At 62.3% G+C, this 22,659-nt stretch carries 18 protein-coding genes; 4 read left to right on the top strand and 14 right to left on the bottom strand.

Annotated features, from left to right (window positions below; translation table 11 throughout):
- The 12 genes from ACTQ48_RS09960 to ACTQ48_RS09905 form a co-directional block, all read right to left on the bottom strand.
- A partial coding sequence (locus ACTQ48_RS09960; RefSeq protein ID WP_441570792.1) for a hypothetical protein occupies positions 1 to 548 on the bottom strand: 548 nt, incomplete at its 3' end.
- A 413-nt stretch (positions 549 to 961) separates the two neighbouring features.
- A complete protein-coding gene (locus ACTQ48_RS09955; protein WP_441570790.1) occupies positions 962 to 1,279 on the bottom strand; it encodes an acyltransferase in 318 nt (105 codons plus the stop codon).
- Between the two features lie 172 nt (positions 1,280 to 1,451).
- Positions 1,452 to 2,873 carry a lipopolysaccharide biosynthesis protein gene (locus ACTQ48_RS09950; RefSeq protein ID WP_441570788.1) on the bottom strand — a complete coding sequence of 474 codons (1,422 nt, stop codon included), beginning with the start codon at positions 2,871 to 2,873 and terminating at the stop codon, positions 1,452 to 1,454.
- On the bottom strand, positions 2,870 to 4,063 hold the full coding sequence (locus ACTQ48_RS09945; RefSeq protein WP_158553172.1) for an O-antigen ligase family protein: 1,194 nt from the start codon (positions 4,061 to 4,063) through the stop codon (positions 2,870 to 2,872). The genes ACTQ48_RS09950 and ACTQ48_RS09945 overlap by 4 nt, the downstream gene beginning before the upstream one ends.
- A 64-nt stretch (positions 4,064 to 4,127) precedes the next feature.
- A complete protein-coding gene (locus tag ACTQ48_RS09940; RefSeq protein ID WP_117743633.1) occupies positions 4,128 to 4,652 on the bottom strand; it encodes an acyltransferase in 525 nt (174 codons plus the stop codon).
- The gene (locus tag ACTQ48_RS09935; RefSeq protein ID WP_333790145.1) at positions 4,649 to 5,767 is read right to left on the bottom strand and encodes a glycosyltransferase; all 1,119 of its coding nucleotides are present in this window, start codon (positions 5,765 to 5,767) and stop codon (positions 4,649 to 4,651) included. The genes ACTQ48_RS09940 and ACTQ48_RS09935 overlap by 4 nt, the downstream gene beginning before the upstream one ends.
- Positions 5,767 to 7,086 (bottom strand): nucleotide sugar dehydrogenase, encoded by a 1,320-nt coding sequence (locus ACTQ48_RS09930; protein ID WP_117743631.1) that lies wholly within the window; start codon positions 7,084 to 7,086, stop codon positions 5,767 to 5,769. The genes ACTQ48_RS09935 and ACTQ48_RS09930 overlap by 1 nt, the downstream gene beginning before the upstream one ends.
- Positions 7,087 to 7,911, bottom strand: a complete 825-nt coding sequence (locus tag ACTQ48_RS09925; RefSeq protein WP_343001626.1) for a glycosyltransferase family 2 protein — start codon at positions 7,909 to 7,911, stop codon at positions 7,087 to 7,089. It lies immediately after the preceding gene.
- Complete coding sequence (locus ACTQ48_RS09920) at positions 7,857 to 8,501, bottom strand: sugar transferase (RefSeq protein WP_441570785.1); 645 nt, start codon at positions 8,499 to 8,501, stop codon at positions 7,857 to 7,859. Before ACTQ48_RS09920 ends, ACTQ48_RS09925 begins: the two co-directional genes overlap by 55 nt.
- Positions 8,502 to 8,679: 178 nt before the next feature.
- Entirely contained in the window at positions 8,680 to 9,270 is a 591-nt protein-coding gene (locus ACTQ48_RS09915) for a hypothetical protein (protein WP_441570783.1), read from the bottom strand.
- A 323-nt stretch (positions 9,271 to 9,593) separates the two neighbouring features.
- Entirely contained in the window at positions 9,594 to 11,357 is a 1,764-nt protein-coding gene (gene thrS / locus ACTQ48_RS09910) for a threonine--tRNA ligase (protein ID WP_441570782.1), read from the bottom strand.
- A gap of 257 nt (positions 11,358 to 11,614) precedes the next feature.
- Complete coding sequence (locus ACTQ48_RS09905; protein WP_006234085.1) at positions 11,615 to 12,046, bottom strand: double zinc ribbon domain-containing protein; 432 nt, start codon at positions 12,044 to 12,046, stop codon at positions 11,615 to 11,617.
- Positions 12,047 to 12,843: 797 nt separating this feature from the next.
- Between ACTQ48_RS09905 and ACTQ48_RS09900 the strand changes: the two genes are divergently transcribed.
- From ACTQ48_RS09900 to ACTQ48_RS09885, 4 genes are all read left to right on the top strand, one after another.
- Entirely contained in the window at positions 12,844 to 14,316 is a 1,473-nt protein-coding gene (locus tag ACTQ48_RS09900) for an NAD(P)/FAD-dependent oxidoreductase (protein WP_441570780.1), read from the top strand.
- Between the two features lies 1 nt (position 14,317).
- Positions 14,318 to 15,739: an NAD(P)/FAD-dependent oxidoreductase gene (locus ACTQ48_RS09895; protein WP_441570778.1), complete on the top strand. Its 1,422-nt coding sequence runs from the start codon at positions 14,318 to 14,320 to the stop codon at positions 15,737 to 15,739.
- A 2-nt stretch (positions 15,740 to 15,741) separates the two neighbouring features.
- On the top strand, positions 15,742 to 16,140 hold the full coding sequence (locus tag ACTQ48_RS09890; RefSeq protein WP_427728710.1) for a DUF1667 domain-containing protein: 399 nt from the start codon (positions 15,742 to 15,744) through the stop codon (positions 16,138 to 16,140).
- 466 nt (positions 16,141 to 16,606) lie between these two features.
- Complete coding sequence (locus ACTQ48_RS09885; RefSeq protein WP_441570777.1) at positions 16,607 to 17,695, top strand: M24 family metallopeptidase; 1,089 nt, start codon at positions 16,607 to 16,609, stop codon at positions 17,693 to 17,695.
- Between the two features lie 239 nt (positions 17,696 to 17,934).
- Here the strand turns inward: ACTQ48_RS09885 and ACTQ48_RS09880 are convergent, their stop codons facing one another.
- Positions 17,935 to 19,278, bottom strand: coding sequence for a bifunctional folylpolyglutamate synthase/dihydrofolate synthase (locus tag ACTQ48_RS09880; RefSeq protein WP_441570775.1), 1,344 nt, complete (start codon positions 19,276 to 19,278; stop codon positions 17,935 to 17,937).
- A gap of 277 nt (positions 19,279 to 19,555) precedes the next feature.
- On the bottom strand, positions 19,556 to 22,252 hold the full coding sequence (locus tag ACTQ48_RS09875) for a valine--tRNA ligase (protein ID WP_441570773.1): 2,697 nt from the start codon (positions 22,250 to 22,252) through the stop codon (positions 19,556 to 19,558).
- Positions 22,253 to 22,659: the final 407 nt, after the last annotated feature.

Below are 22,659 nucleotides of genomic sequence, written 5' to 3'. Positions count from 1 at the left end.
GTCCCGACGGCGGCGACGCGCCCGCCGCCGCGCACGGCCATGCCGCCGGCAATCAAGCCGGCCACGGCCTCGTCCGTGACGTTTGCTCCGTCCGCCCGGGCATCTACGGCGCAGCCCTCCACCGCGAGCGCCTGCGAGACGTGGATCGCGCACTGCGAGCCCGATGTCGCCAGGGACCCGGTGCGGCGGAGCGTCAGGTCGCCCCACACCTCCATGCCGCACTGCGTGATGTCCGCATCGGGCGCATGCGACTCCGTCACCGAGTTCTGCCCCACAAGCGTCACGACCAGGTCGCCGCCGGCGCCGATAGCATCGCCCGCGTAGCCGTCGAGCTCCAGATGGCCGGCATCGGTCCAGGACCAACCGGGGCCCGACACGCCCGGCTCGCGGCACGTCGCGCCCGCGATGAACAGGCTCTCCGCGCCCGCGGCACAGGAAGGCCCGCCCAGCAAGACGCATAGGCAGGCCATAGCGACGATCGCAATGCAATGACGGCTGATGTAGGACTCGGCGGCAAACATACCCGCTCCGATCTTCGCAGGAGCCAATAGAATGTGCACCAGAAAATGCCCTGGTGGCAGCGACTATTAGTTTAGCGAGATCGATGAGGGGGCAAAGAGAAATCGCGTGGACGATGTCCACAATTAGGTGTAAATCGTTTTGCCAGTCAGTGAAAGGAAGGATCAATAATTCCAGACGAAAAAAGCACAGCGTTCATCTGCTGTTTCTTTCAGCGAAATAATCGAACGACATGCCAAGCTTTTGAGCGATAACCAGGTGAGCGGCGATCCATGCACGCTTCTGCCTAAGTCAACAACGACGAACCCAGCATGCGAAGCGGACTGCAGCGCAAGCGGAGGAGCGCCGAGCCCTTGAGTTCAGGCGCTGCCGAACATAACGTCCCCCGGTGCCCCCGCTGACGAGGATTGTCGTTGGTACGGTTTCATTGAAGATGGAACCTCTATCGCTTCTTGATCACCTTCGCAGGCACGCCCGCGACGACCACGCCCTCGGGTACGTCGCGCGTGATGACCGCGCCTGCGCCCACGATGGAGTTCGACCCCACCGTGACCCCGCTCATGACCTGCGCACCGTAGCCCACCCACACGTTGTCGCCGAGTACGATGTCCGCCTCGTCGTGCCCTTGGTGGTTCACGGGGACGTCGGGGTCGGAGTGGCGGTGCATGTCGGTGCGCAGGTGCACGGCGTAGGACACGAGGCAGTCGTCGCCGATGACGATCTTAGCCCCGGGCGAGGCGCACAGCATGCCACCGTTCACGTAGGAATTGCGTCCAATTGTTATGTTCTCAGGATGGCTCAGCGAGACACCCCCCCCACGTAACTATTCTCCCCGCAGCGGCACAGCGAGGTCTTGTAGGTCCCTAGGCACCTCATGCGGAGTCTCTCGAGGTTGTAGAAGAGCCAGCCGAGGGCGCGAAGCAGCATGCGAATCATCTCCCGACGAAGGACTTGAGGTAGCCTGCGAGCGCGCGCAGCCTAGACGGGCCATACAGCGCGAGTGAGAGGACGAGCAGCGCAGCATCGATAGCGAGCCGAAGGGCCAGTCGATCGGGCAGCGCGAGTGCGACGACGCAGACTGCGACGTAGGGCAGAAGCCCCCTGAGCATGAACGAGCGGTCGCGTATGCTCTGGTAGTAGTGCTCGCCTATCGCCGTCTTGAGCGCGAGGCCCACGGCCGCCGCGCCCCCGACCGAGACGGCTCCGCCGCCCAGCCCGAGCACGGGCACGAGCGCCAGCGAGAGCGCCACGCTCGAGGCGAGCGTGGCGGCAGAGATCAGCAGATTCAGCCCCGACTTCATCTTAAGGTTGATGCCCACCCCCGCCGTCTCGCCGATGGTGTAGCACAGAGGCCCCAGCGCTAGGAACGGTACAAGGCGCGCCCCCGCGGCGTAGTTCGGCTTGAACAGCAGGAACGCGAGGTCGACGATCATGGCGAGCAGCATGCAGGCGCTCACCGCCACCATGACCACGGCCTCGTGTACGCGCATGATTTTCCCCTGCTCGTCGCGCGCATGCTGGTAGACGTAGGGAGCCCAGAAGGCGTTGAAGCCGCTCTGGATGAGGTTGACGGCCAGTGACACGGTGAGGGCCGCCGTGAACACGCTGATGTTGGAGAAGCCTATGAGGGAGCGGATAGCGAACTGCGGCACATAGTTGGTGAGTATCGCGACCAGCCCCGACGCCAAGAGAGGCAGCGAGAAGCGGGCCTCGTCGCAGTAGAGGGAAGCCTCCCCGCGCAGGTCAGGGGCGGCGAGCTGTGCGCGCTCGTGCGCGGCGGCGGCCACCAGGATCGGCAGACAGGCGAGCGCAACCCAGCCGACCGCCACTACGTAGCTCGTGGACACGACCGCCGAGACGATGTAAAGACCCTTTTGGATGACCGATACGGCGCCGGCAAAGATGGTGTAGCCCCACACGTCCTCCGCCATCCGGTAGCGCAGCGAGAAGAACCTGAGCGCGACGACGCACAGCGTGACCAAGCAGATCATCGCCGTCGCTGGCATGCCGGCCTCCCCGAACAACCACACCGACAGCGAGTCGTCGAACGCCCACGCCACGAGGCCCGCGGCCACGACGACGCACAAGCACGCCGAGACGCTAAACGTCAGCAGCCTCCTGCGCTGCCCCTCGTCCTTCGCGAGTGGGTAGAAGCGCACGTAGCCCTGGTCGAGCCCGAGGCAGAACAGGGTAAGCAGGACGTTGGTTACCGAGAAGAAGAAGTTGATCTTGCCGAGCGCGTCCTGGTCGTACAGGTGCGTCGACACCGGAACGACGACGAGCGAAATCACCGCGCTCACGACGCTCACCATCGAGAAGCCGACTATCTTGCCGAGCAGGCCCCCGCGACTCATGAGCCGTCACCCCCGCGCGCAGTTCGCAGTGAGGAGGCCGAGACCGAGATCCCCAGCACCACCCAGAAGAGCAATCCAACGTCGAAGTTGTTCTGCGTGAGCGACACTTCGAGGCACTCGTGCACGAGCACGCCCACCAGCAGGGAGGCACCCACGCACGCCTGCCAGCCGCCTTCCTTCCCGAGGCGCTCCAAGACGAGCCATAGGAGGAGGAGCACAAACACGAGGCCGACCGCGCCGGACTGAAGGATGGTCTGCAGGTAGAGGTTGTGCGAGGAGAAGGACGTCTCGTACACCATGCTTGGGACCATGGAGAGCCCCAGGCCGAACACCTCGTGCCCCTTCACGGCGTCCAAGATCATCTTCCAGACGACCTCGCGGCCCGAGAAAAAGTTCTTGTTCAGCCACTCGCGCGACAACATCTCCAGGGAGTAACCCAGCTGCGTGCCGATCAGCGAGGGGTAGACGACCGTGAAGGCAAGCACCGCGACGAGCACGACGAAGAAGGCAACGCGCGCCACTGCGAGAAACGACCGTTTCTTGGAGACTGCGTGCAGCAGATAGGGTAAGGCCACTACCACGAGAAGCGCGAGCATCGCCGAGCGGCTGTTCGCGAACAGGAGCAGGACGAGCGCCATGGCGAAGACGCATAGGTCGGAGACCTTCGGCTTCGGCCCATCCATGGAGAGTAGCGAAAGGGCGCAGGCGCATATAAGCACGACGGCGAACGCGTTGCTGTGGACATAGAATGCAGCGTAGTAGTTCGTGACCCGTCCGGACACAAACCAGTAGACCAGGGCAGCGAAGAGCAGGGCGGCGAAGAGCCTCTTAACCTTTGACACGCGCGCGGGCGTCCATTCATAGCTCGAGAAGGCCAGGAGTGTCGCGAGATAGACCGCAGTCTGCACGAGGCGCTCCGCCGCGCTGCCGCCATTCAGCAGCCAGCATATGATTAGATAGCAGAAGAGTCCGACGGATGTCCAGACAAGCCCCCCGTCGAGCCTCATCTTGGTAGCCCCGGCCGAGGCGACGAGGAGCAAGAGCAGGTCCAGCGCAAGGATTGCAGCGTAGAGGGGCGTCTTGAGCGACGAGAGCGCGGCGATCGGCAGGCAAACCAAGCATACGAGGAGGAGGAAGACTATCGTGTTCTCCTCCCGCTCGACCTCCCGCGCCCTCACCAGCGCGCGCACGCGCCCCTTTTCTCGCGAGGGGATCAGGCCCGACCCCCTCGGGCCCGCTCCGCAAAAAGATATGTCAGCAGCACCGCGCATCCGCGCCCCTTTTCTTGATGAGCCGTGCCGGAACCCCACCAACGACGGAGTACGGCTCGACGTCCTTGGTCACGACGGCGCCAGCGGAGAGGATGGAGTGCGCACCCACGTTCACGCCGGGCAGGATGGTGACGCGCCGACCAATCCACACGTCGTCCTCTATGGTCACGGGGCGGTAGTCCTCGTAGCCCTGCTCAATCATGGGCACGTCAACGCGGTCGTGCCTGTGATTGCGGGTAAGCACAACGCAATCCGGCCCCATCATCACGTCGCGACCGATGGTCACCGGCCCGAAGCACTCCGAGTCAATGCCCACCGACGAGCGGTCGCCCACAACGAGGCGAGAGTCGAACTCCGCGCCGTGCTCGATGTTCACGTCACGGCCCAGCTTACAGCCCATCAATCGAGCCACCCCGCCCCGCAGCTTCTTGGCCGGCGGGAAGCGGCGCGAGCGCGGCAGCAGTTTCGCAAGCATGCAGTACAGGCCCCTCGCGACCTTCTCCCTCATCGCGCTTCCTCCATGTTCCTACGGTAAATCTCCTCCACGCGGTCGAAGCAGGCGCCCACCTCGTAGGCGCGCTCCACGTAGGCTCGGCCCTCGGCCCCCATGCGGGCGCGGCGAGCCGGGTCGTCGGCAAGCGCCTCCAAGGCATCGGCGAGGGCCGCCGGGTCGCGCCGGGGCGTGACGACGGCCGTGTGCCCGCCGTCGCAGGCCTCCATAAGGCCAGGGATGTCCGATATGATAAGTGGGGTTCCGCTCGCCTGCGCCTCGACCGCGGAGACGCCAAAGCTTTCGCTTTCGCTTTCGCTTTCTACTATTGCGATGTCGAGGCCCGCCCACTCCCGCGCGGCCTCCTCCTGCGGGATGAAGCCGAGCCAGTCGAGGTACCCGTCCATGCCGAGCCTCGTGGCGAGTGCCTTCAGCTCGGCCTCCATGGTGCCCTTGCCCGCGATGCGCACGCGCACGCCCAGGTCTGGCCTGCGGTCATGCAGGAGCGCGCAGCCGCGCAGCAGCGTGTCGATGCCGTACTTGCGTTCAAGCGCCTTCACGGTGCCCACCACGAGGCCCTCGTGGGGCTCACGCTTGCGAGGCGAGAAGAGCCCCATGTCCACGCCGAAGGGCGTTATCTCGAAGTCGCGCCCCGTGTACTTGGCACACTCCTCGGCCATAGCGCGGCTCGTGGACATGAGCCAGGCAGGCTTGGCGAGCGAGCGCCGGACGACGGCGCGGTGCAGTGGGGACTTGCGCGGGAAATCGTAGACGTCGGAGCCCCAGACCGAGAGGTAGTACGGGCGCCTGCACGCGAGCGACGCCACAAGCCCGTAGCTCGAGGCATAGTGAGCGTGCACGACGTCGGGGTCCAGCTCCTCGATGAGGCGGCGCGCCACGCCGACGGTGGAGAGGTAGCCGAGCTTCTGCAACTCCGAACCCTGGCGGGCGCTGGGGTTTTGCAGGTAGTGGACGGTGACGTTTTTCAGTTCGCGGATGGCTTCGGAGCGGCACTCCTCAAGGGAGAGGACGTGAACCCCGTAGCCCCGGAGCGAAAACTGGGACGCCCACTTGTAGGTGTGGTAGTTGTCGGCATTCGCTAAGTAACATATCGTCGTGGTCTTCTGCCGCACTACAGCCTCCAGTACCGGTACCCAGCGAACTCCGCCTTAGGCAGGACGCTCTTCACGTCCACGAGCACCTTCTCGGCGTCGGGCTTGTCGGCGAAGAGGGCCTTCACGTCGTCGCTGCTCATATCGCGGAACTGGCGGTGCGCCACCGCGACGATGAGGCAGTCGAGGTCGCGCAGCTCCTCCATGGGAACAAGGTCAACCCCGTAGGCAGCCTTGGCGTCAGCCGGGTCAGCCCAGGGGTCGCAGACCTGGGGCGCGATGCCGTACTGGCGCAGGCGAGCGAGAATGTCGTCCACCTTGGAGTTGCGCACGTCGGGACAGTCCTCCTTGAAGGTGAGTCCAAGCACGGCCACGCGCGACTTCGCGGGGGCAAGCCCGGCCTGTACCATCTCGCGGATGGCCGCGTCGGCCACGAATCCGCCCATGCCGTCGTTCACCTTGCGGCCGGAAAGGATAATCTGGCTGTGGTAGCCGAGCTTCTCGGCCTCGTAGGTGAAGTAGTAGGGGTCGACGCCGATGCAGTGCCCGCCCACCAGGCCCGGTCGGAAGCCCAAGGCGTTCCACTTGGTGTTCATGCCCTCGATGACCTCGGAGGTGTCGATGCCCATGCGGTCGAACACCATCGCGAGCTCGTTCATGAAGGCAATGTTTATGTCGCGCTGCGAGTTCTCGACGACCTTCACGGCCTCGGCGGTCTTGATGGTCGAGACCGGGAAGGTCCCAGCGGCGATCACGATGTCGTAGACCCTGCGGATGAGCTCGGCGGACTCGTCGTCCATGCCCGAGACCACCTTGCGGATGGTCGTAAGGGTATGCACGCGGTCGCCGGGGTTGATGCGTTCGGGGCTGTAGCCCACCTTGAAGTCCTCTCCGCACCTGAGACCGGATTCACGCTCGAGAATCGGCACGCAGACGTCCTCGGTGACGCCCGGGTAGACGGTGGACTCGTAGACCACGATGCTGCCGGGCTTCAGGTGCTTGCCCAGCGTCTCCGACGCGCCGATGACGGGCGTTAGGTCGGGCGTCTTGTCCTGGTTCACGGGCGTGGGCACGGCCACGATGTGGAAGCGGGCCTCCTCTAGGCGCGTCGGGTCGGCCGTGAAGTCCACGGTCGTGTGAGCCAGGGCCTCGTCGCCTACCTCATTGGTGGCATCGTGGCCCTGCTTGTACTGCTCGACCTTGGCCTCGTTGATGTCGAAGCCGATGACGGGGACGTGCTTGGCGAACTCGACGGCGATGGGCATGCCAACGTAGCCGAGGCCTACGAGCGAGAGCTTGGCGTCACCTGCGAGCAGATCTTCGTAAAGGGTTGTGAACATTTAAATACTTCCTATTCTCTTGAGGGTTGCGTGGAACATCTGCCAGAACAGACAGTAGGCGGCGTACGGTAGCCACAGCCGCTCGATCTGTCTGTAGAGCATCCATGTGTTGCGGACGGCGGAGAGCTTGTTCGAACTGAGCGAGCCCGCCCGCTTACGGTTCGCCGCGAGTACTTCGTCGAGGCCGTGCAGCCTGTGGCCCGCCTTGATGACCTGGAGCCATGTGGCGGCGTCCTGCCTTTTGCGGATGTCGGGCATCACGAGAAGCGCCCGGTCCACGACGGCGGTGTCGAACATGACGGTGTGGCTGCACGTGGGCGGCTTGGTGAGGAAGCGGTGGTAGCCCACCTCGGCGTCCACGTGGACGTAGTTGCGATGATCCCCGTCCTCGTTCACCGTCTCGTAGGAGGTAAAGCACGCGCCTATGCGGCGGTCGCGCATGAAGCCGAGCTGGCGCTCGAGCTTCTCCGGCATCCAGTAATCGTCGGAGTCGAGGTAGGCGATGAAGCGGCCACGCGCGTTCTCGAGGGCTCTGTTGCGGGCCTTGGCAGCGCCGCCGTTCTCGGGCTGTCGAAAAACGCGGAAGCGCGGGTCGCGGGCGGCGTAGGCGTCGGCCATCGCCGCGGAGCCGTCCGCGGAGCAGTCGTCCACGAGGATGGCCTCCCAGTCAGGCACCGTCTGCGCGACGAGCGAGTCCAAGGCCTCGGGAAGATACTTCTCGCAGTTGTAGAGCGGGATGATCACGCTCACCAAGGGCTTTGCATCCATGGTCATCGCCCAGTCCTCCTTTTTCCAAACATGGCACCGAAAGTGCCTGTAAAACATTTCCAGTCCATTCCGAAGCAACGGTTCCGCACGTAATGGAGCTCGATCTTCTGGCGCATGCCGCTCTCGAAGGTCGCGGCGTTGCGGTCGGTGGCCTGCCATAGGCCCGTGATGCCCGGAGTGACACTCAGCAGCTCCTCCTTCTCCTCGTCAGTGAAGTGTTGATTGAGCTCGTCGCGCGTGATGGGGCGTGGTCCGATAACGGACAAATCGCCCTTGAGCACGTTGAGGAACTGCGGCACCTCGTCGATGGAGCACTTGCGGATGAACCTGCCCACCCTGGTGATGCGCGGGTCATCGTCGACCTTGCGCTCAACTTCCCACTGGTGCAGCTGCTCGGGACTAAGGTACTTGTGTACGTCGCTGGCGTCTGCCACCATGCTGCGGAGCTTAAGCACGCGGATCACCCGGCCTCCCCTGCCCACGCGCTCCTGCGTGTAGACCGGGCAGCCCGGCGACTCCGCGCAGATTGCGGCGCAGACGCAGGCCATGGGAATCGCCAGCACCACGGTGCACCCGGCGCTGAAGGCTATGTCGAACGCTCTCTTGCATATGCGGTAGAAGAGGGTCCCCGTCGGTTTCCTAGGCACGGGCTAGCACCCCACCAAGGAAATAGTCGTGGGAAATGCCTCTAGCAGGCACCCCCACAGGCGTATTACTTTCTGTTACTTCTTTAGCAGCCACAGTCAAACTTACGTCCCCGTTGTCCAGGGATCCCCCAATCGGTAAATTCAAAAATGCGAACGAATTGCCGGTACAACGTCTCCCTTACGTTTTGCTGGGAACATCGAGCGGCAGCAGCTCCCTAAATGTGGAGTCACCCTCGCCCACGTCCACCAGGCACCAGCGTTTATGACGGTCAATCTTTTTAACGCGGGCCTCTTGCCCCACCAAGGGACCCTGCTCTATGTGCAACACGCCGTCTTCTATGCGCGCAACGCTATTGCGCACCACGCCGTCGCCGTCCAGCACGCTGCGGTACCAATCCTGCGCATCGTCCGGCATGGGCATGTACGCCCGCTCCCTACTGCCGGCGATGCGACAGCCAAAGCTCAACTGGGCCAGGGCCCTATCGAGCGCGGCGGCATCGTGCGTGGCGACGAAGAAGTATTCCTTGTACATAGGTTTGGTTTGGAGCGACCAGGCGCCGTCCCGCTTAAACCAGAACTCCTTTTGCATCACAAAAGCGTCCTGCATAAGGTTGTGCGGGATAATGTGGCGGACCTTTTCGCAGGTCTCGCGCTCTTTTCCATTGGGGGTGTGGACCAGATACCAGCGGACGCGGCCGTGCTGGCTATTGGTGGTAGCGCCGTTAAAGGCACCGGGCAGCTGCTCTTGGCGCCGTGCCGTCTGTCCCATGTTCTCGCCCCCTCTTTTTGGCTTTGCGATGTACGCAAATGCAGGGCGTTTAGAACAGGCTTCTCGCTCGCAGCTAGGCGCAGTCGCAAAAGTACAGGTTTTTGTAGAGGGGTATGGAGATGTGTCTGCTTGCGCAGCAATTTGCGTAATCTGGGAAAACGGCCTGAATTAACTCGTATAATGACCTGTGTCGAAAGATACGAAAACCTGTACCTTTTTGTGCAAAAAACCGCTCATCCAGCGGCTTTTTTTTGTTTGGACATTAAAAAAGGCGGCCGCCCTTTGTGGACGGTCGCCTTATACGTATTGTTGCTTTGTTCGCCTTAGGCGCGAGTCTTGATCTCCTCGGTCACCTTGGCCACAAACTCGTCGACGCTCATCTGAACGGTCTCGTTGGAACGATCGCGGACGGAGATGTTGCCGGCCTCGACCTCCTTCTCGCCCAGGATGAGCATGTAGGGCACGCGGTCGATGCTGCGGGCCTCGCGGATCTTGTAGCCGATCTTCTCGTCGCGGTCGTCGCAGACCACGCGAATGCCGGCCTCCTCCAGCTTGGCGCACACCTCGTGGGCATAGTCGCGGCTCTTCTCGGAGACCGGAAGCGCCTTGACCTGCACGGGAGCCAGCCAGGTGGGGAACTTGCCCGCAAAGTGCTCGATCAGAATGCCAATAAAGCGCTCGATGGAGCCAAAGCACACGCGGTGCAGCATAATGGGGCGCTTCTTGGTGCCGTCGGCATCCACGTACTCCAGATCAAAGTTGAGCGGCATCTGGAAGTCGAGCTGGACGGTACCGCACTGCCAGGTACGGCCGAGCGAGTCCTCCAGGTGGAAGTCGATCTTGGGGCCATAGAAGGCGCCGTCGCCCTCGTTGACCTCGTAATCCATGTGCAGCTGCTCAAGAGCGGTGCGCAGGCCCTCTTCGGCGCGTGCCCAGTCCTCGTCAGAACCCATGGAGTCCTCGGGGCGGGTGGAAAGCTCAACGTGGTACTTAAAGCCAAACTTCTGGTACACGGAGTCGATAAGGTTGACCACGCCCACGATCTCGTCGGTCAGCTGGTCGGGGCGCACAAACAGGTGGGCGTCGTCCTGGTTAAAGCAGCGCACGCGGAACAGGCCGTGCAGGGCTCCGCGCAGCTCGTGGCGGTGCACCAGGCCAATCTCGCCGGCGCGGATGGGCAGCTCGCGGTAGGAGTGCGGCTTGGAGGCGTACACCAGCACGCCGCCCGGGCAGTTCATGGGCTTAATGCAGTACTCTTCGTCGTCGATGACGGTGGAGTACATGTTGTCCTTGTAGTGGTCCCAGTGGCCAGAGGTCTTCCACAGCTGCTTGTTCATGATGAGCGGCGTGGAGATCTCCACGTAGCCGGCCTTGTGGTGAATCTCGCGCCAGTAGTCCAGCAGCGTGTTCTTAAGGATCATGCCGTTGGGCAGGAAGAACGGGAAGCCAGGGGCCTCGTCGCGCATCATAAAGAGGTCCATCTCGCGGCCGATCTTGCGGTGGTCGCGCTTCTTGGCCTCCTCCAGCATGTGCATGTGCTCGTTGAGCTCTTCCTTGGTGGCAAAGGCGACGCCGTTGATGCGGGTGAGCATCTTGTTGTCCTTGTCGCCCTTCCAGTAGGCACCCGAGACACCGGTGAGCTTAAAGGCCTTGAGGGCCTTGGTGTAGCAGATGTGGGGGCCGACGCACATGTCGATGTAGTCGCCCTGCTGGTAGAAGGTGATGCGGGCGTCGTCGTCCAGATCGCCGATGTGCTCGACCTTGTACTTCTCGCCGCGCTCCTCCATAAGGGCGATGGCCTCGGCGCGGGACTTCTCGTACACGGAGAACTTGAGGTTCTCCTTGCAGATCTTTTTCATCTCGGCCTCGATCGCGGGGAAGTCGTCCTCGCTGATCTTGACGCCCTCGGGCAGGTCGACGTCGTAGTAAAAGCCGTTGTCGGTCGCGGGGCCGTAGGCAAAATCGGCCTGGGGGTACAGGCGCTTGATGGCCTGCGCCATGATATGCGCGGCGGAGTGGCGGATGACGTGCGTGACCTCGTCCTGCGGGAGCTCGGCCACCGAACCGTCATTGTAGAGTGCCTTCATGGGTATGTTTTCTCCTCTCGGATGCCTTGTGCAAGTGCTGCTTGGCGCCGTGCGGTGTGCATTGCGCTTGCCGGCGCGTGCGTTTTGACTTGCATCATTATAGGCAGGTTACCTAGGTATACAAGCGCCCGCCGCACCTGAATGGCACGGCGGGCGAATTTCTACGCATGCTTCATCGTGTGGGGGCGGGGCTGCGTGCCGCTTGCGCGTGGCGCGCGGCGTGCCCGTGGCTTGCGGCCGGCCCGGCGATGGATGCGCTACTGGATGCGAGTTCGGCAGTAGGGGCAGACCTTCCAGTGTGCGTCGAGCGGGCGATGGCAGCTGGGGCACACGTTGCGCACCTGGGTATCGCACACCGGGCAGACCACAAAGTCCTTCTCGATGGGCGCACCGCACTGCGGGCAGGTGCCGTACTGGGCAAGCTGGCGCTCGCGCAGGGCCATGTCCAGCTCCTGCTCCTCGCGGTCGGCCGCATAGGAGTGCGGGCGCAGGACCAGGTAGGCGATGAGGCCTACAAACGGAATGAGGGCAATGATGCCCCAGGCCACGTAGGCACTGGCGCCGCGGCGGCGGGCGTCAATAAACACATAGACGACCGACAGCACGTACAAGGCGATGATAAAGCCAACAAAGGCATAGATGACGCCCATAAGCTGCGGCGACATGAGCTCAGAGATGTACTTGGACATTACGGATACCTTTCGGGGTAGTTACAACTCGAGTTAGTGTAACACGGGGGTTAACGATTTGGCAGGTCGCAGGCATGGGCGGATAGAAACATCTCAATCTGTAACAGGTGAGAGCGGAATCCGGGTCCAGATGTTACAGAATTAGACAAACCGTTCTCTCCCAGACTTAAATCTCAATCTGTAACATCTTGGCTCCAGAATCAGTCCCTACTGTTACAGATCAAGATGAACGGTGAGCCCTCCGTTAAATATCTCAATCTGTAACAGCTAGGGGCCAGAACCCCTTCTATCTGTTACAGATCAAGACAAAGGAAAATGTCCAATCTCAATATCCCAATCTGTAACAACAACTTGGCAAAAACAGGTCTAACTGTTACAGATTTAGACATTCGAAACCGACTGATGGGTTCATCTAAATCTGTAACATCTAGATCCCAAAACGGTCCCGAGATGTTACAGATCGAGACAGATGACCTCTCCCTGACTTTAAATCTCAATCTGTAACACATAGGACCGATTTTCTACTCTTACTGTTACAAATCAAGACAAACAGAGGGCCCGCCTGGCAAACGTATCGATCTGTAACATCTGGAACCCAACTCTTCTGCTTACCGTTACAGAACGAGACAAACCTTTGACAACAGGGGTGCCAGACGAGGTCACCGATTGACCTGTGTCTCCCCTCGCCTGCCGTTGGCGGATGCAGCGGGGCTGTTCGCCGCATTGCCGCTGGGCGGGGGATGCGCACACCGTAGGATAGCCTTATTGACAGCCTGTCAACTCGTCTTGGAGGCACTGTGACCGAAACGTTTGATATCGCGATTGTGGGCGCGGGCATCACCGGATGCGCCATCGCGCGGCAGCTCGCGCGCTATGACCTGTCCATCTGCGTGGTCGAGGCGGCCAACGACATTGCCCTGGGCGCGTCGAAGGCCAACGGCGGCCTAGTGCACGCCGGCTACGATCCGGCGCCGGGCACGGTTAAGGCCCAGGTCAACGCCCGCGGCTGCGAGCTATATGGCACGTGGGCCCAGGAGCTGGGCTTTTTGTTTTGCCGCACCGGGTCCATGGTGCTGGGCTTTAGCGACCAAGACCGCGCGCAGCTGGAGCAGCTGCAAGGCAACGGGCTGGCAAACGGCGTACCCGAGTTGGCGATCATCGGGGCCGAGCGCATCCACGAGCTGGAGCCGCGCGCCAGCGCCCAGGCCACGTGCGCGCTGTGGTGTCCCTCGACCGGCTATGTCGATCCGTTTGAGGTCGCCATCGCCGCGATGGAAAACGCCGTAGCCAACGGCGTGACGTTTGTGCGCTCCGCACCGGTGGAGACGATCGAGGTAGCTCCCGGCGCTGGCGACATGAGCGGTGACGGGACCGCTCGTTTTACGCTGGTAACACCGGCCGGTGATGTGCGCTGCCGCTATTTGATTAACGCGGCGGGCAACGGCGCCGCAGACATCTCGCATATGGCGGGCGCCGAGGAGTTCCAGATGGTCTGGCGCCAGGGCAACATTGTGGTACTGGACAAGGAGCCGCGCGCACTCATGCCGCTCTACCCCGTTCCCACGCCGGTTTCCAAGGGCGTCATCGTTACGGGCACCGTCCACGGCAACACGGCGATCACCGCGACGGCCGCTGTGCGCGAGCCCGGCAACACGCAGACCTATGCGGGCGACGTAAACGCGCTGTTGGGCGGCGCGCGCAAGCTGGTGCCCGATCTGGATACGCGCCGCGTGGTGCGAGCGTTTGCCGGCGGGCGTCCGGTCATTAAGGGAACGAACGACTTTTTTATTGGACAGTCCGCCGTGGTGCCGGGGCTGTTCCAGGCCGCGGGCATTCAGTCGCCAGGCGTGGCGAGCGCGCCGGCCATTGCCGAGCGAATGGAGCAGGTGCTGCGCGAGGCGGGCGTTGCTTTGCGCGAGCGGGCCGATTGGGATCCGATTCGCCGTGCGCCGGACGACTTTGACCGCGCGCCGCTTGCGCGCAAGGAAGAGCTGATCGAGTCCGACCCCGCGTGGGGGCAGATCGTCTGCCGCTGCGAGACGGTGCCCGAGGCCGAGATCGTGGCCGCGATCCGACGCCGCCCGGGTGCGGTTTCGGTCGAGGGCGTCAAACGCCGCTGCCGTGCCGGCATGGGTCGGTGCCAGAGCGGCTTTTGCCAGAGCCGCGTGGTGCGGATTCTGGCCCGCGAGCTGGGCTGCGACCCCAGCGAGGTGCTGCTGGAGGACACTGGCTCGTGGCTCGTTGAGGGACCTTTGAAGGGGGTGCGCTAGGATGGCGACGAGTATCGATATGGGTGCGGTATCGGGCGTCGAGTGCACTTGCGCAGATGCCGACAAGGTATCAATTACTGCCGGCGCCGTGCAGACGCAGGCGTTCGACGTAGTCGTTATCGGCGGCGGACCTGCCGGCATGGCGGCCTCACTTGCCGCACACAAGGTCGGAGCGCGCGTGGCCATCGTGGAGCGCGAACAGCACCTGGGCGGCATCCTGCGCCAGTGCATCCACCCGGGCTTTGGCCTCTCACACTTTAAGCAGGAACTGACCGGTCCCGAGTACGCACAGCGCTTTATCGACCAGGTGCGCAAAACCGATATCGCACTGTTCCTGGACAGTATGGTGATTGGGATCGACTCAAGCGAGGACAAAGTCGCAGGCACGGGCGCAAGTGGCGCGGCGAGCGATGCCTCGGCACACACCGTCACGCTCATGAGCCCCGCCGGCATGTTGCAGCTCACCGGGCGCGCCGTCGTCCTTGCCATGGGGTGTCGCGAGCGCACGCGCAGCGAGATCAAGATTCCCGGCAGCCGCCCCGCCGGCGTGTTTACCGCCGGCCTGGCGCAGCGATACATCAACATCGACAACCTCAAGCCCGGCTCGCGCGCCGTCATTTTAGGCTCGGGCGACATTGGGCTCATCATGGCGCGTCGCTGCACGCTCGAGGGGATTTCGGTCGAGGGCGTGTACGAGCTTATGCCATACGCCAACGGCCTGCGCCGCAATGTGAAGAACTGCCTGGACGATTTTGGCATTCCGCTGCACCTGTCCACCACCGTCACACGCGTGATTGGGCACGACCGCGTGGAGGCCGTCGAGGTGAGCCAGGTCGACGAAAAACTGGCGCCCATTCCGGGGACCGAGCGCATCGTTCCGTGCGACACGCTGCTGCTTTCGGTAGGTTTGATTCCCGAGAACGAGCTTTCGGTAGGCGCGGGTGTTGAGCTTGACCCGCGCACGCGCGGCGCCGTGGTGGACCAGAGCCTGCAGACGGGCGTGCCGGGCATCTTTGCCTGCGGCAACGTGCTGCACGTGCACGACCTGGCCGATAACGTGACGACCGAGTCCGAGCGTGCCGGCGCAGCCGCGGCGACGTACGCGCTGGGGACCGGCGCGGATGTCGAGACGGGCGCTGGCTGCCAGCTCACGGTCTCCCCTGCCGGCATCGCCGGCTACGCGCTGCCGGGACGCATTACGGCCATGGCACTCACCAGGCTCAACTTTCGCGTGCGCCGGCCGGTCGATGCCGCCCGCGTGCGCATTCTGGCGGGCGACGAGGAACTGCTTACGGGCAAGGTCCGCGCGTTTAAACCGAGCGTTATGGAAAGCTTCCCGCTGCCGGCAAAGGTGATACAGCGAGCGCTCGACCTGGGTGCCAGCGAGATTATCCTTTCCGTCGAGCCCGTCGAGGAGGCATAGCCATGAGCACAAATGCGATCGAGACGCTACAGTTCAACTGCACCACCTGCCCATCCGAGTGCCTCCTTACGGTGGAAGTGGAGCGCGGGGCCGACGACCGCGTGGCGACGGTGCGCGCCGTGACCGGCAACAGCTGCCCGCGCGGCGATAAGTTCGCACATCAGGAGCTCACCTGCCCCATGCGCGTCCTCACTACCACCGTGGCGGTATCAGGCGGCGACGAGGCACTGCTGCCCGTTCGCACGGCCGAAGCCATCCCGCTCGAACTCCATGCCCAGACCATGGACCTCATCCGCGGCCTAGTGGTCAAAGCCCCCATCCGCATGGGCGATGTAGTCCTCCCCAACCTCCTAGACACCGGTACCGACCTCATCGCCAGCATGGACATCGACCCGGCCTAAGCAGCTCGTTTGGGACGGTGCTCTTTTAGCTACCCCGCATACGCCCCGCCCCTCCTCAATTGCGGTGAAATAATTCCCGATTTCCGCCAAAACCCCGGCATCAAGGAACTATTCCACCGCAACTTGCCTTGGGATCGGTATTTAGCTTGTGCCTACTTTAGTGCCATTTCAAAACTATGCCGGATTACGGGGCTGATTCGGAGACCCCCACTCATACCGGCAATTTTCGATTTTTGATAAGCCTTCTACCTGCGGTTTTAATTTCGCTATTTTTCCCATGGTCAAGTAATACAGGTCCAGCCCCGTAATCCGCCATAGTTTTGAAACCAGCCCATTTGGGACGGGACCATATTGACTACTTTTACCTATCAGCTCGCATGTTTGACGCAGCTAAAATAGCCCCGTCCCAAATTGACTACCCTGGCATTGGGGATACCATGGTGGCAACCTAACGAAAGGACGATGTATGGCACATGTCGATGACCAGCGCGTGGCACGCGTGCTCGATGCGCTCGAGGCACAGCACCCCGGCGCGCAGCTGCTCGTAAACGACCCGTGGTCGATTTATTACCTGACCGGCTTTTATGCCGATATGTTCGAGCGTTTTTGCGGCGTACTGCTCGCACGCGGTAGCGAGCCAGTGATCTTGGTCAACGCGCTGCATCAGCTGCCCGAGTATGACAATGCCCGCGTCGCGTACCACACCGATACCGACGTCGTGGCCGACGCCATCGCTCGCGAGGTTGATCCGACCAAACCGCTCGGCATCGACACCGTCATGCGCTCCGGCTTCTTGATGCCCCTCATGGAGCGCCATGCCGCGAACGAATTCTTCCTAGGCGATTTTGCCGTGACCGCCGCGCGAACCTACAAAGACGCCGGCGAGCAGGAGCTTATGCGCGTGTCCTCGGCCGCTAACGACGCCGTGATGGCCGACGCGATCGAGCTCGTCCACGAAGGCGTGACGGAGCGCGAGATCGCCGACCAGATGCTTGGCCTATATCGCAAGCACGATTGCGAGGGCTTTAGCTTTCCGCCCATCGTGAGCTTTGGCGCCAACGCCGGCGACCCGCACCACGAGCCAGACGATACGGTACTCAAGCGTGGCGACGTGGTGCTGTTCGATATTGGCGGACGTCGCCGCAACTATTGCTCGGACATGACGCGCACGTTCTTTTGGGGCGAGCCGGACGAGGAGACGGCACGCATCTACGACATCGTGCGCCGCGCCAACGAGGCCGCCGAGGCGCTCATCGCCCCGGGCGTGCGCATGTGCGACCTGGACCGTGCCGCGCGCGACGTGATTGAGGACGCGGGTTATGGCAAGTACTTTACGCACCGTCTGGGACACTCGATCGGCCTGCAAGACCACGAGCCGGGTGACGTCTCGCTCGTCAACGAGCAGGTCGTAGAGCCGGGCATGACGTTTTCCATCGAGCCGGGCATCTACCTCCCCGGCCGCACCGGCGTCCGCATCGAGGACCTTGCCCTGGTCACCGAGAGCGGCGTCGAGATTCTCAACGCCTACCCCCACGATCCGGTCCGCCTAGACTAGGCAATGCGGCAAAGGGACGACCCCTTTGCCGCATCACATGAATGCCGCCACGAAATGGGCCTATCTACTACGTTTAACCCGCATGGGGCGACCATACGGGTATTTTTTGAAAATTGACAAGCCTTCTACCTGCGGTTTTGATTTTGCGATTCTCGGCATGGTTGAGGGTAGCCGGTCAAACGTAGTAGATAGGCCCATTTCGTGGCGTGCAGGCAAACTAGCTACCCTGCGGAAGGGATCTAGCGGAGCAGACCGGCAACTTCGCCGGCCAGGGTGATGGTACCTGCTGCTACGAAGGGCTCGCCTGCGGCCTCAAAGGCTGCGAGGGCCTCGGACACGCTGGGGTACACGCCTGCGAGCTTATCGGAATCCACCAGGGCAGCAAGCTCCTCCGCCGGCAGGGCGCGATCGGAATCGGTCTGTGTGACGACCACGCGCGGGAAGGCCGGGATCAGCACGTCGACGATACCCGCCACGTCCTTGTCTGCCAGCGCGGCGCACAGCAACGTGGGGCGATTCTCTACGCACGGATCGATCTCGTCCAAGGCGCTCACAAAGTTCTCGCAGCTCTGGGGGTTATGGCAGGCGTCGATCAGCTTGAGCGGGTCGGTTCCCAACACATCAAAACGGCCCGGCGTGGGGCAGCCCATAAGCGAAGCATCAAGCGCCTCGTGGTCGAGCTCGCGACCCAGATACCCCTCGCAGAGCATAATCGCGCACGCGGCATTCTGCGGCTGATACGCCGGCTTAACCATGCTCGACGTATAAATCGCACGCGGCGTGGTACAGCTAAACTCAACCGTATCGCCCACATGCGCCGGCACCTTGGTCGTGGTGTGGCTCACCACCAGCGGCACCACACCACACTCGCGACAACGGTTGTCCATAACGCGCTGAACGCTCGGCTCATGCGTGCCCTCGCCCAGCACAACCAGGCGTCCGGGCTTAATGACGGCGGCCTTCTCCCCCGAAATGGCCTCGAGTGTATCGCCCAGAATGCGCGTGTGATCGAGTCCGATGCCCGTGATGGCAACGGCAACGGGATCGGTCGCGCTCGTGGCGTCCCAGCGACCGCCCATGCCGACCTCGAGCACGGCAACATCCACGCGAGCCTCGGCAAACACCACAAGCGCGGCGGCCGTCAGCAGGTCAAACGGCGTGATGGTATAGGCACGCTCCCCCGCCACCACGCGGCGCGCATTCACTCGATGCCCCGCCTCAACAGCAGCAGAAACGCCACGGGCAAACGCCTCATCGCTTACGACGTGCCCATCGACCTCCATGCGCTCGGGATAGCGAACAAGCTGCGGCGACGTATAAAGCGCAGCCTTGAGCCCCTCGCCGCGAAGGATAGCAGCCGAAAAACGCGTGGTCGAAGTCTTGCCGTTGGTACCGGCAACCTGAATGCAATCAAAGTACTCGTCCGGCCGCCCTAGCTCATCGAGCATATCGACAACCGTCTCGAGCAGAGGACCAGCATCCCCAGAAATCCGCCCCGTATCGGCAGCAAGCCCCACAGCCTCACTAAACGAAAGCAAATCAAACGAGAAAGGAACGACATACGACCCAGAACGCTTAGCCATAACCCAAAGTCCCCTCAACATAAAAAGAGGCCCGAATCAACAACGAGCCCTTCCCATTCAAAATATCAGCCAAACACCGCTTTGCAGCAGAATCAAGGCCACAGCCAAGTGGCCTAACCCACCAGTTGCAAACAACCACGTAAACGACCTGGGAGCGGTTTGGGGCTTTGCTCGATACAAGTTCCGCACGAGCCGAAGGCCACTTAATGTGGCCTTCGTGCGAGCAGGACTGTCCGCAGTAGCGAGCAATGCCCCAAACCGCGTCCCCCAGTAACGCCTACGAGAAGTCAGCAACCTGAGCAGTCAGCGCCTCCAGGATCTCCTTGAGCTCAGCTGCACGGTCCCTCTTCTTCTGGACCACCGCGGGCGCGGCCTTGGCCACAAAGCCCTCGTTGGCGAGCGTCTTCTCGCAGCCGGCGAGCTCCTTCTGGGCCGCGGCAATCTCCTTCTCCAGACGCGCCTTCTCGGCCGAAAGGTCAACCTTGCCCTCGAGCACCACAAAGACCTCGACGCCGCTGTCGACCACGGCGATGCACGCGGCCGGCTTCTCAACATCGGTACCCATGACCAGCGAGGCGGTATTGGCCAGCGGCTCGATGGTCGAGCGCAGGCTCTCGAGCTTCTCGATGTCCTCGGCACCGGCACGCACGACCACGTCGAGCTCGGCCTTGGGGCTCAAGCGATAACGCGAACGCGTGGCGCGGGCGGCAGAAACGACGGTGCGACACAGCTCAAACGCGCGCTCGGCGTCCTCGTCGACATACTTGACATAGTCGGCAGGCTCGGGCCACTTGGCGATCATGAGCGCCTCGGCGCGGTCCACGTTGCCCTCGGCGTCCAGGTCGAGCACGCTCGCCGGCATGTTGTCCCAGATCTCCTCGGTGACAAACGGCATGAGCGGGTGCATCAGGCGAATAGAGGTATCGAGCACAAAGATCAGGTTTCGCTGCGCCTGGAGACGGCCCTCGCCCTTCAGGCGCGCCTTGGTGACTTCGACGTACCAGTCGCAGACCTCGTTCCAGAAGAACTGCTGAACGCCGCGGGCCATGTCGCCAAAGGTGTAGTTCTCGATGCCCTCGGTGACCATCTTGACGGCCTTGGCCAGACGGCTGAACATCCAGGCGTCGGCCGGCGTCTCTACGACAGGCTCGCCGGGCGTGTAGCCCTCCATGTTCATAAGCAGGAAGCGGCTGGCGTTCCAGATCTTGGTCACAAACGACTTGGCCTGCTCGGTACGCGGGCTGTCGATAAGCTTCTTGGTCTTCTTATCGATGTTCGCGTCAAACTTGACGTCCTGGTTGTTGGTGCAGAGCGTCAGCAGATTGAAGCGCATGGCGTCGGCACCGTACATGCCAATGAGGTCCATGGGGTCAACGCCGTTGCCCTTGGACTTGGACATGCGGCTGCCGTCCTTGGCAAGAATCGTCGGGTAGATGACGACGTCCTTAAACGGCACCTCGTCCAGGAAGTACAGCGAGCTCATGACCATGCGGGCGACCCACAGCGCGATGATGTCGCGCGCGGTGACGAGCGCCGTCGTGGGGTGATGTCCCTCGAGCAGCTCCGGCTTTTGGGGCCAGCCCTGCGTGGCGAAAGTCCACAGCTGCGAGCTGAACCAGGTGTCCAGCACGTTCTCGTCCTGATGCACGTGACGACCGCCGCACTTAGGGCACACGTCGGTGTCCTCGGTAAGGGCATCCTCCCAGCCGCAGTCCTCGCAGTAGAACACGGGAATACGGTGGCCCCACCAAAGCTGGCGGCTGATGCACCAGTCCTTGAGGTTCTCCATCCAGGTGGTATAGGTCTGCGTCCAACGCGCGGGGTGGAAGGTCACCTTGCCGGAGTTGACGGCATCGAGCGCCGGCCCCTTGAGCTTGTCGACGGCCACAAACCACTGCTCGGACAGCCACGGCTCCAGTGCGGAGTCGCAACGGTAGCAGTGCATGACGGAGTGATCGTGATCCTCGACGTGATCGAGCAGGTCGTGCTCCTCAAACCACTTGATGACGGCCTCGCGGCACTCCTCGCGGGTCATGCCGGTAAACTCGCCGTAGCCCTCGACGACCACCGCATGCTCGTCAAAGATGTTGATCTGCGGCAAGTCGTGGGCCTGACCCATGGCGTAGTCGTTGGGGTCGTGGGCCGGGGTGACCTTGACAAAGCCGGAGCCAAAGTTGGCGTCGACATGCCAATCCTCAAAGATGGGGATCTCGCGGTCGACGATGGGGAGCTTGACGGTCTTACCCACAAAGGCGGCCTTCTCGGGGTCCTTCGGGGAGACGGCCACGCCCGTGTCGCCGAGCATGGTCTCGGGGCGCGTAGTGGCGACGACGATGTAGTCCTGGCCGTTGACCGGCTCGGTCAGCGGGTAGCGCAGGTGCCACAGGTGACCCTTCTCGTCCTTGTACTCGGCCTCGTCGTCCGAGATGGCGGTGGTGCAGTTGGGGCACCAGTTGACGATGCGCTTGCCGCGGTAGATCAGGCCGTCGTGGTACCAGTCGCAGAACACCTTGCGCACGGCCTGGGCGTAGTCCTCGTCCATGGTAAAGCGCTCGTTATCAAAGTCGACGGAGCAGCCCATACGCTTGATCTGCTCGACGATGATGCCGCCGTACTCGTGGGTCCAATCCCAGCAGGCGTCGACAAACTTATCGCGGCCGATCTCCAGGCGGCTGATGCCCTCCTCTTTAAGCTTCTTGTCGACCTTGGTCTGCGTGGCGATACCGGCGTGGTCGGTACCGAGCACCCAGCGGGTGGACCTGCCGCGCATGCGGGCCATGCGGATGATGGCATCCTGGATGGAATCGTCGGTGGCGTGACCCATGTGGAGCTTGCCGGTCACGTTGGGAGGCGGAATGGTGACAGTGCAGTCGCCCACGCCCTCACGGCGCTTGTAGTAGCCGCCGTCGAGCCACTTCTGCAGGATCGCCGGCTCGTTGGTCGACGGGTCGTAGTTTTTGGGCATCTCTTCCATATATCTCTCCCGTCCCACCGGGGAGGAATGTAGGCCCGCCAGGGTCTGCATTCCTCCCCTTAGGTATCGATTACTTCAGTCTGATACGACTTCGCTGAGGCTTAAACAAACACACAGAATAACACAGGTAGTTGGGGTTATTGCGTATATATAAAATAGCCTCCGACCGCGGGTGGTCGGAGGCTATTCAAATTCACATTTGCGAAACCTACCATTTAGGGACAGGTTTATTTTGGTCGGTTTTATATGGGAAAACGTCATTCTCCCTGATAAAACCTGCCAAAATAAACCTGTCCCTTTTAATATGAGAAAGCCATTGTCAATAGGCGTGTTTGTTCGAGCCCGGTTTTAAACCGGGCTTTTTCGTTTCCCGTCGGGAGGGCCCGCGCACGCTGCGCGTTTAGTCG

The sequence above is a fragment of the Collinsella sp. Sow4_E3 genome, from assembly GCF_052116285.1.
Classification (GTDB): domain Bacteria; phylum Actinomycetota; class Coriobacteriia; order Coriobacteriales; family Coriobacteriaceae; genus Collinsella.
Note: the sequence above shows the minus strand (reverse complement) of the source record. Positions and strands in the feature narration are given on the sequence as shown.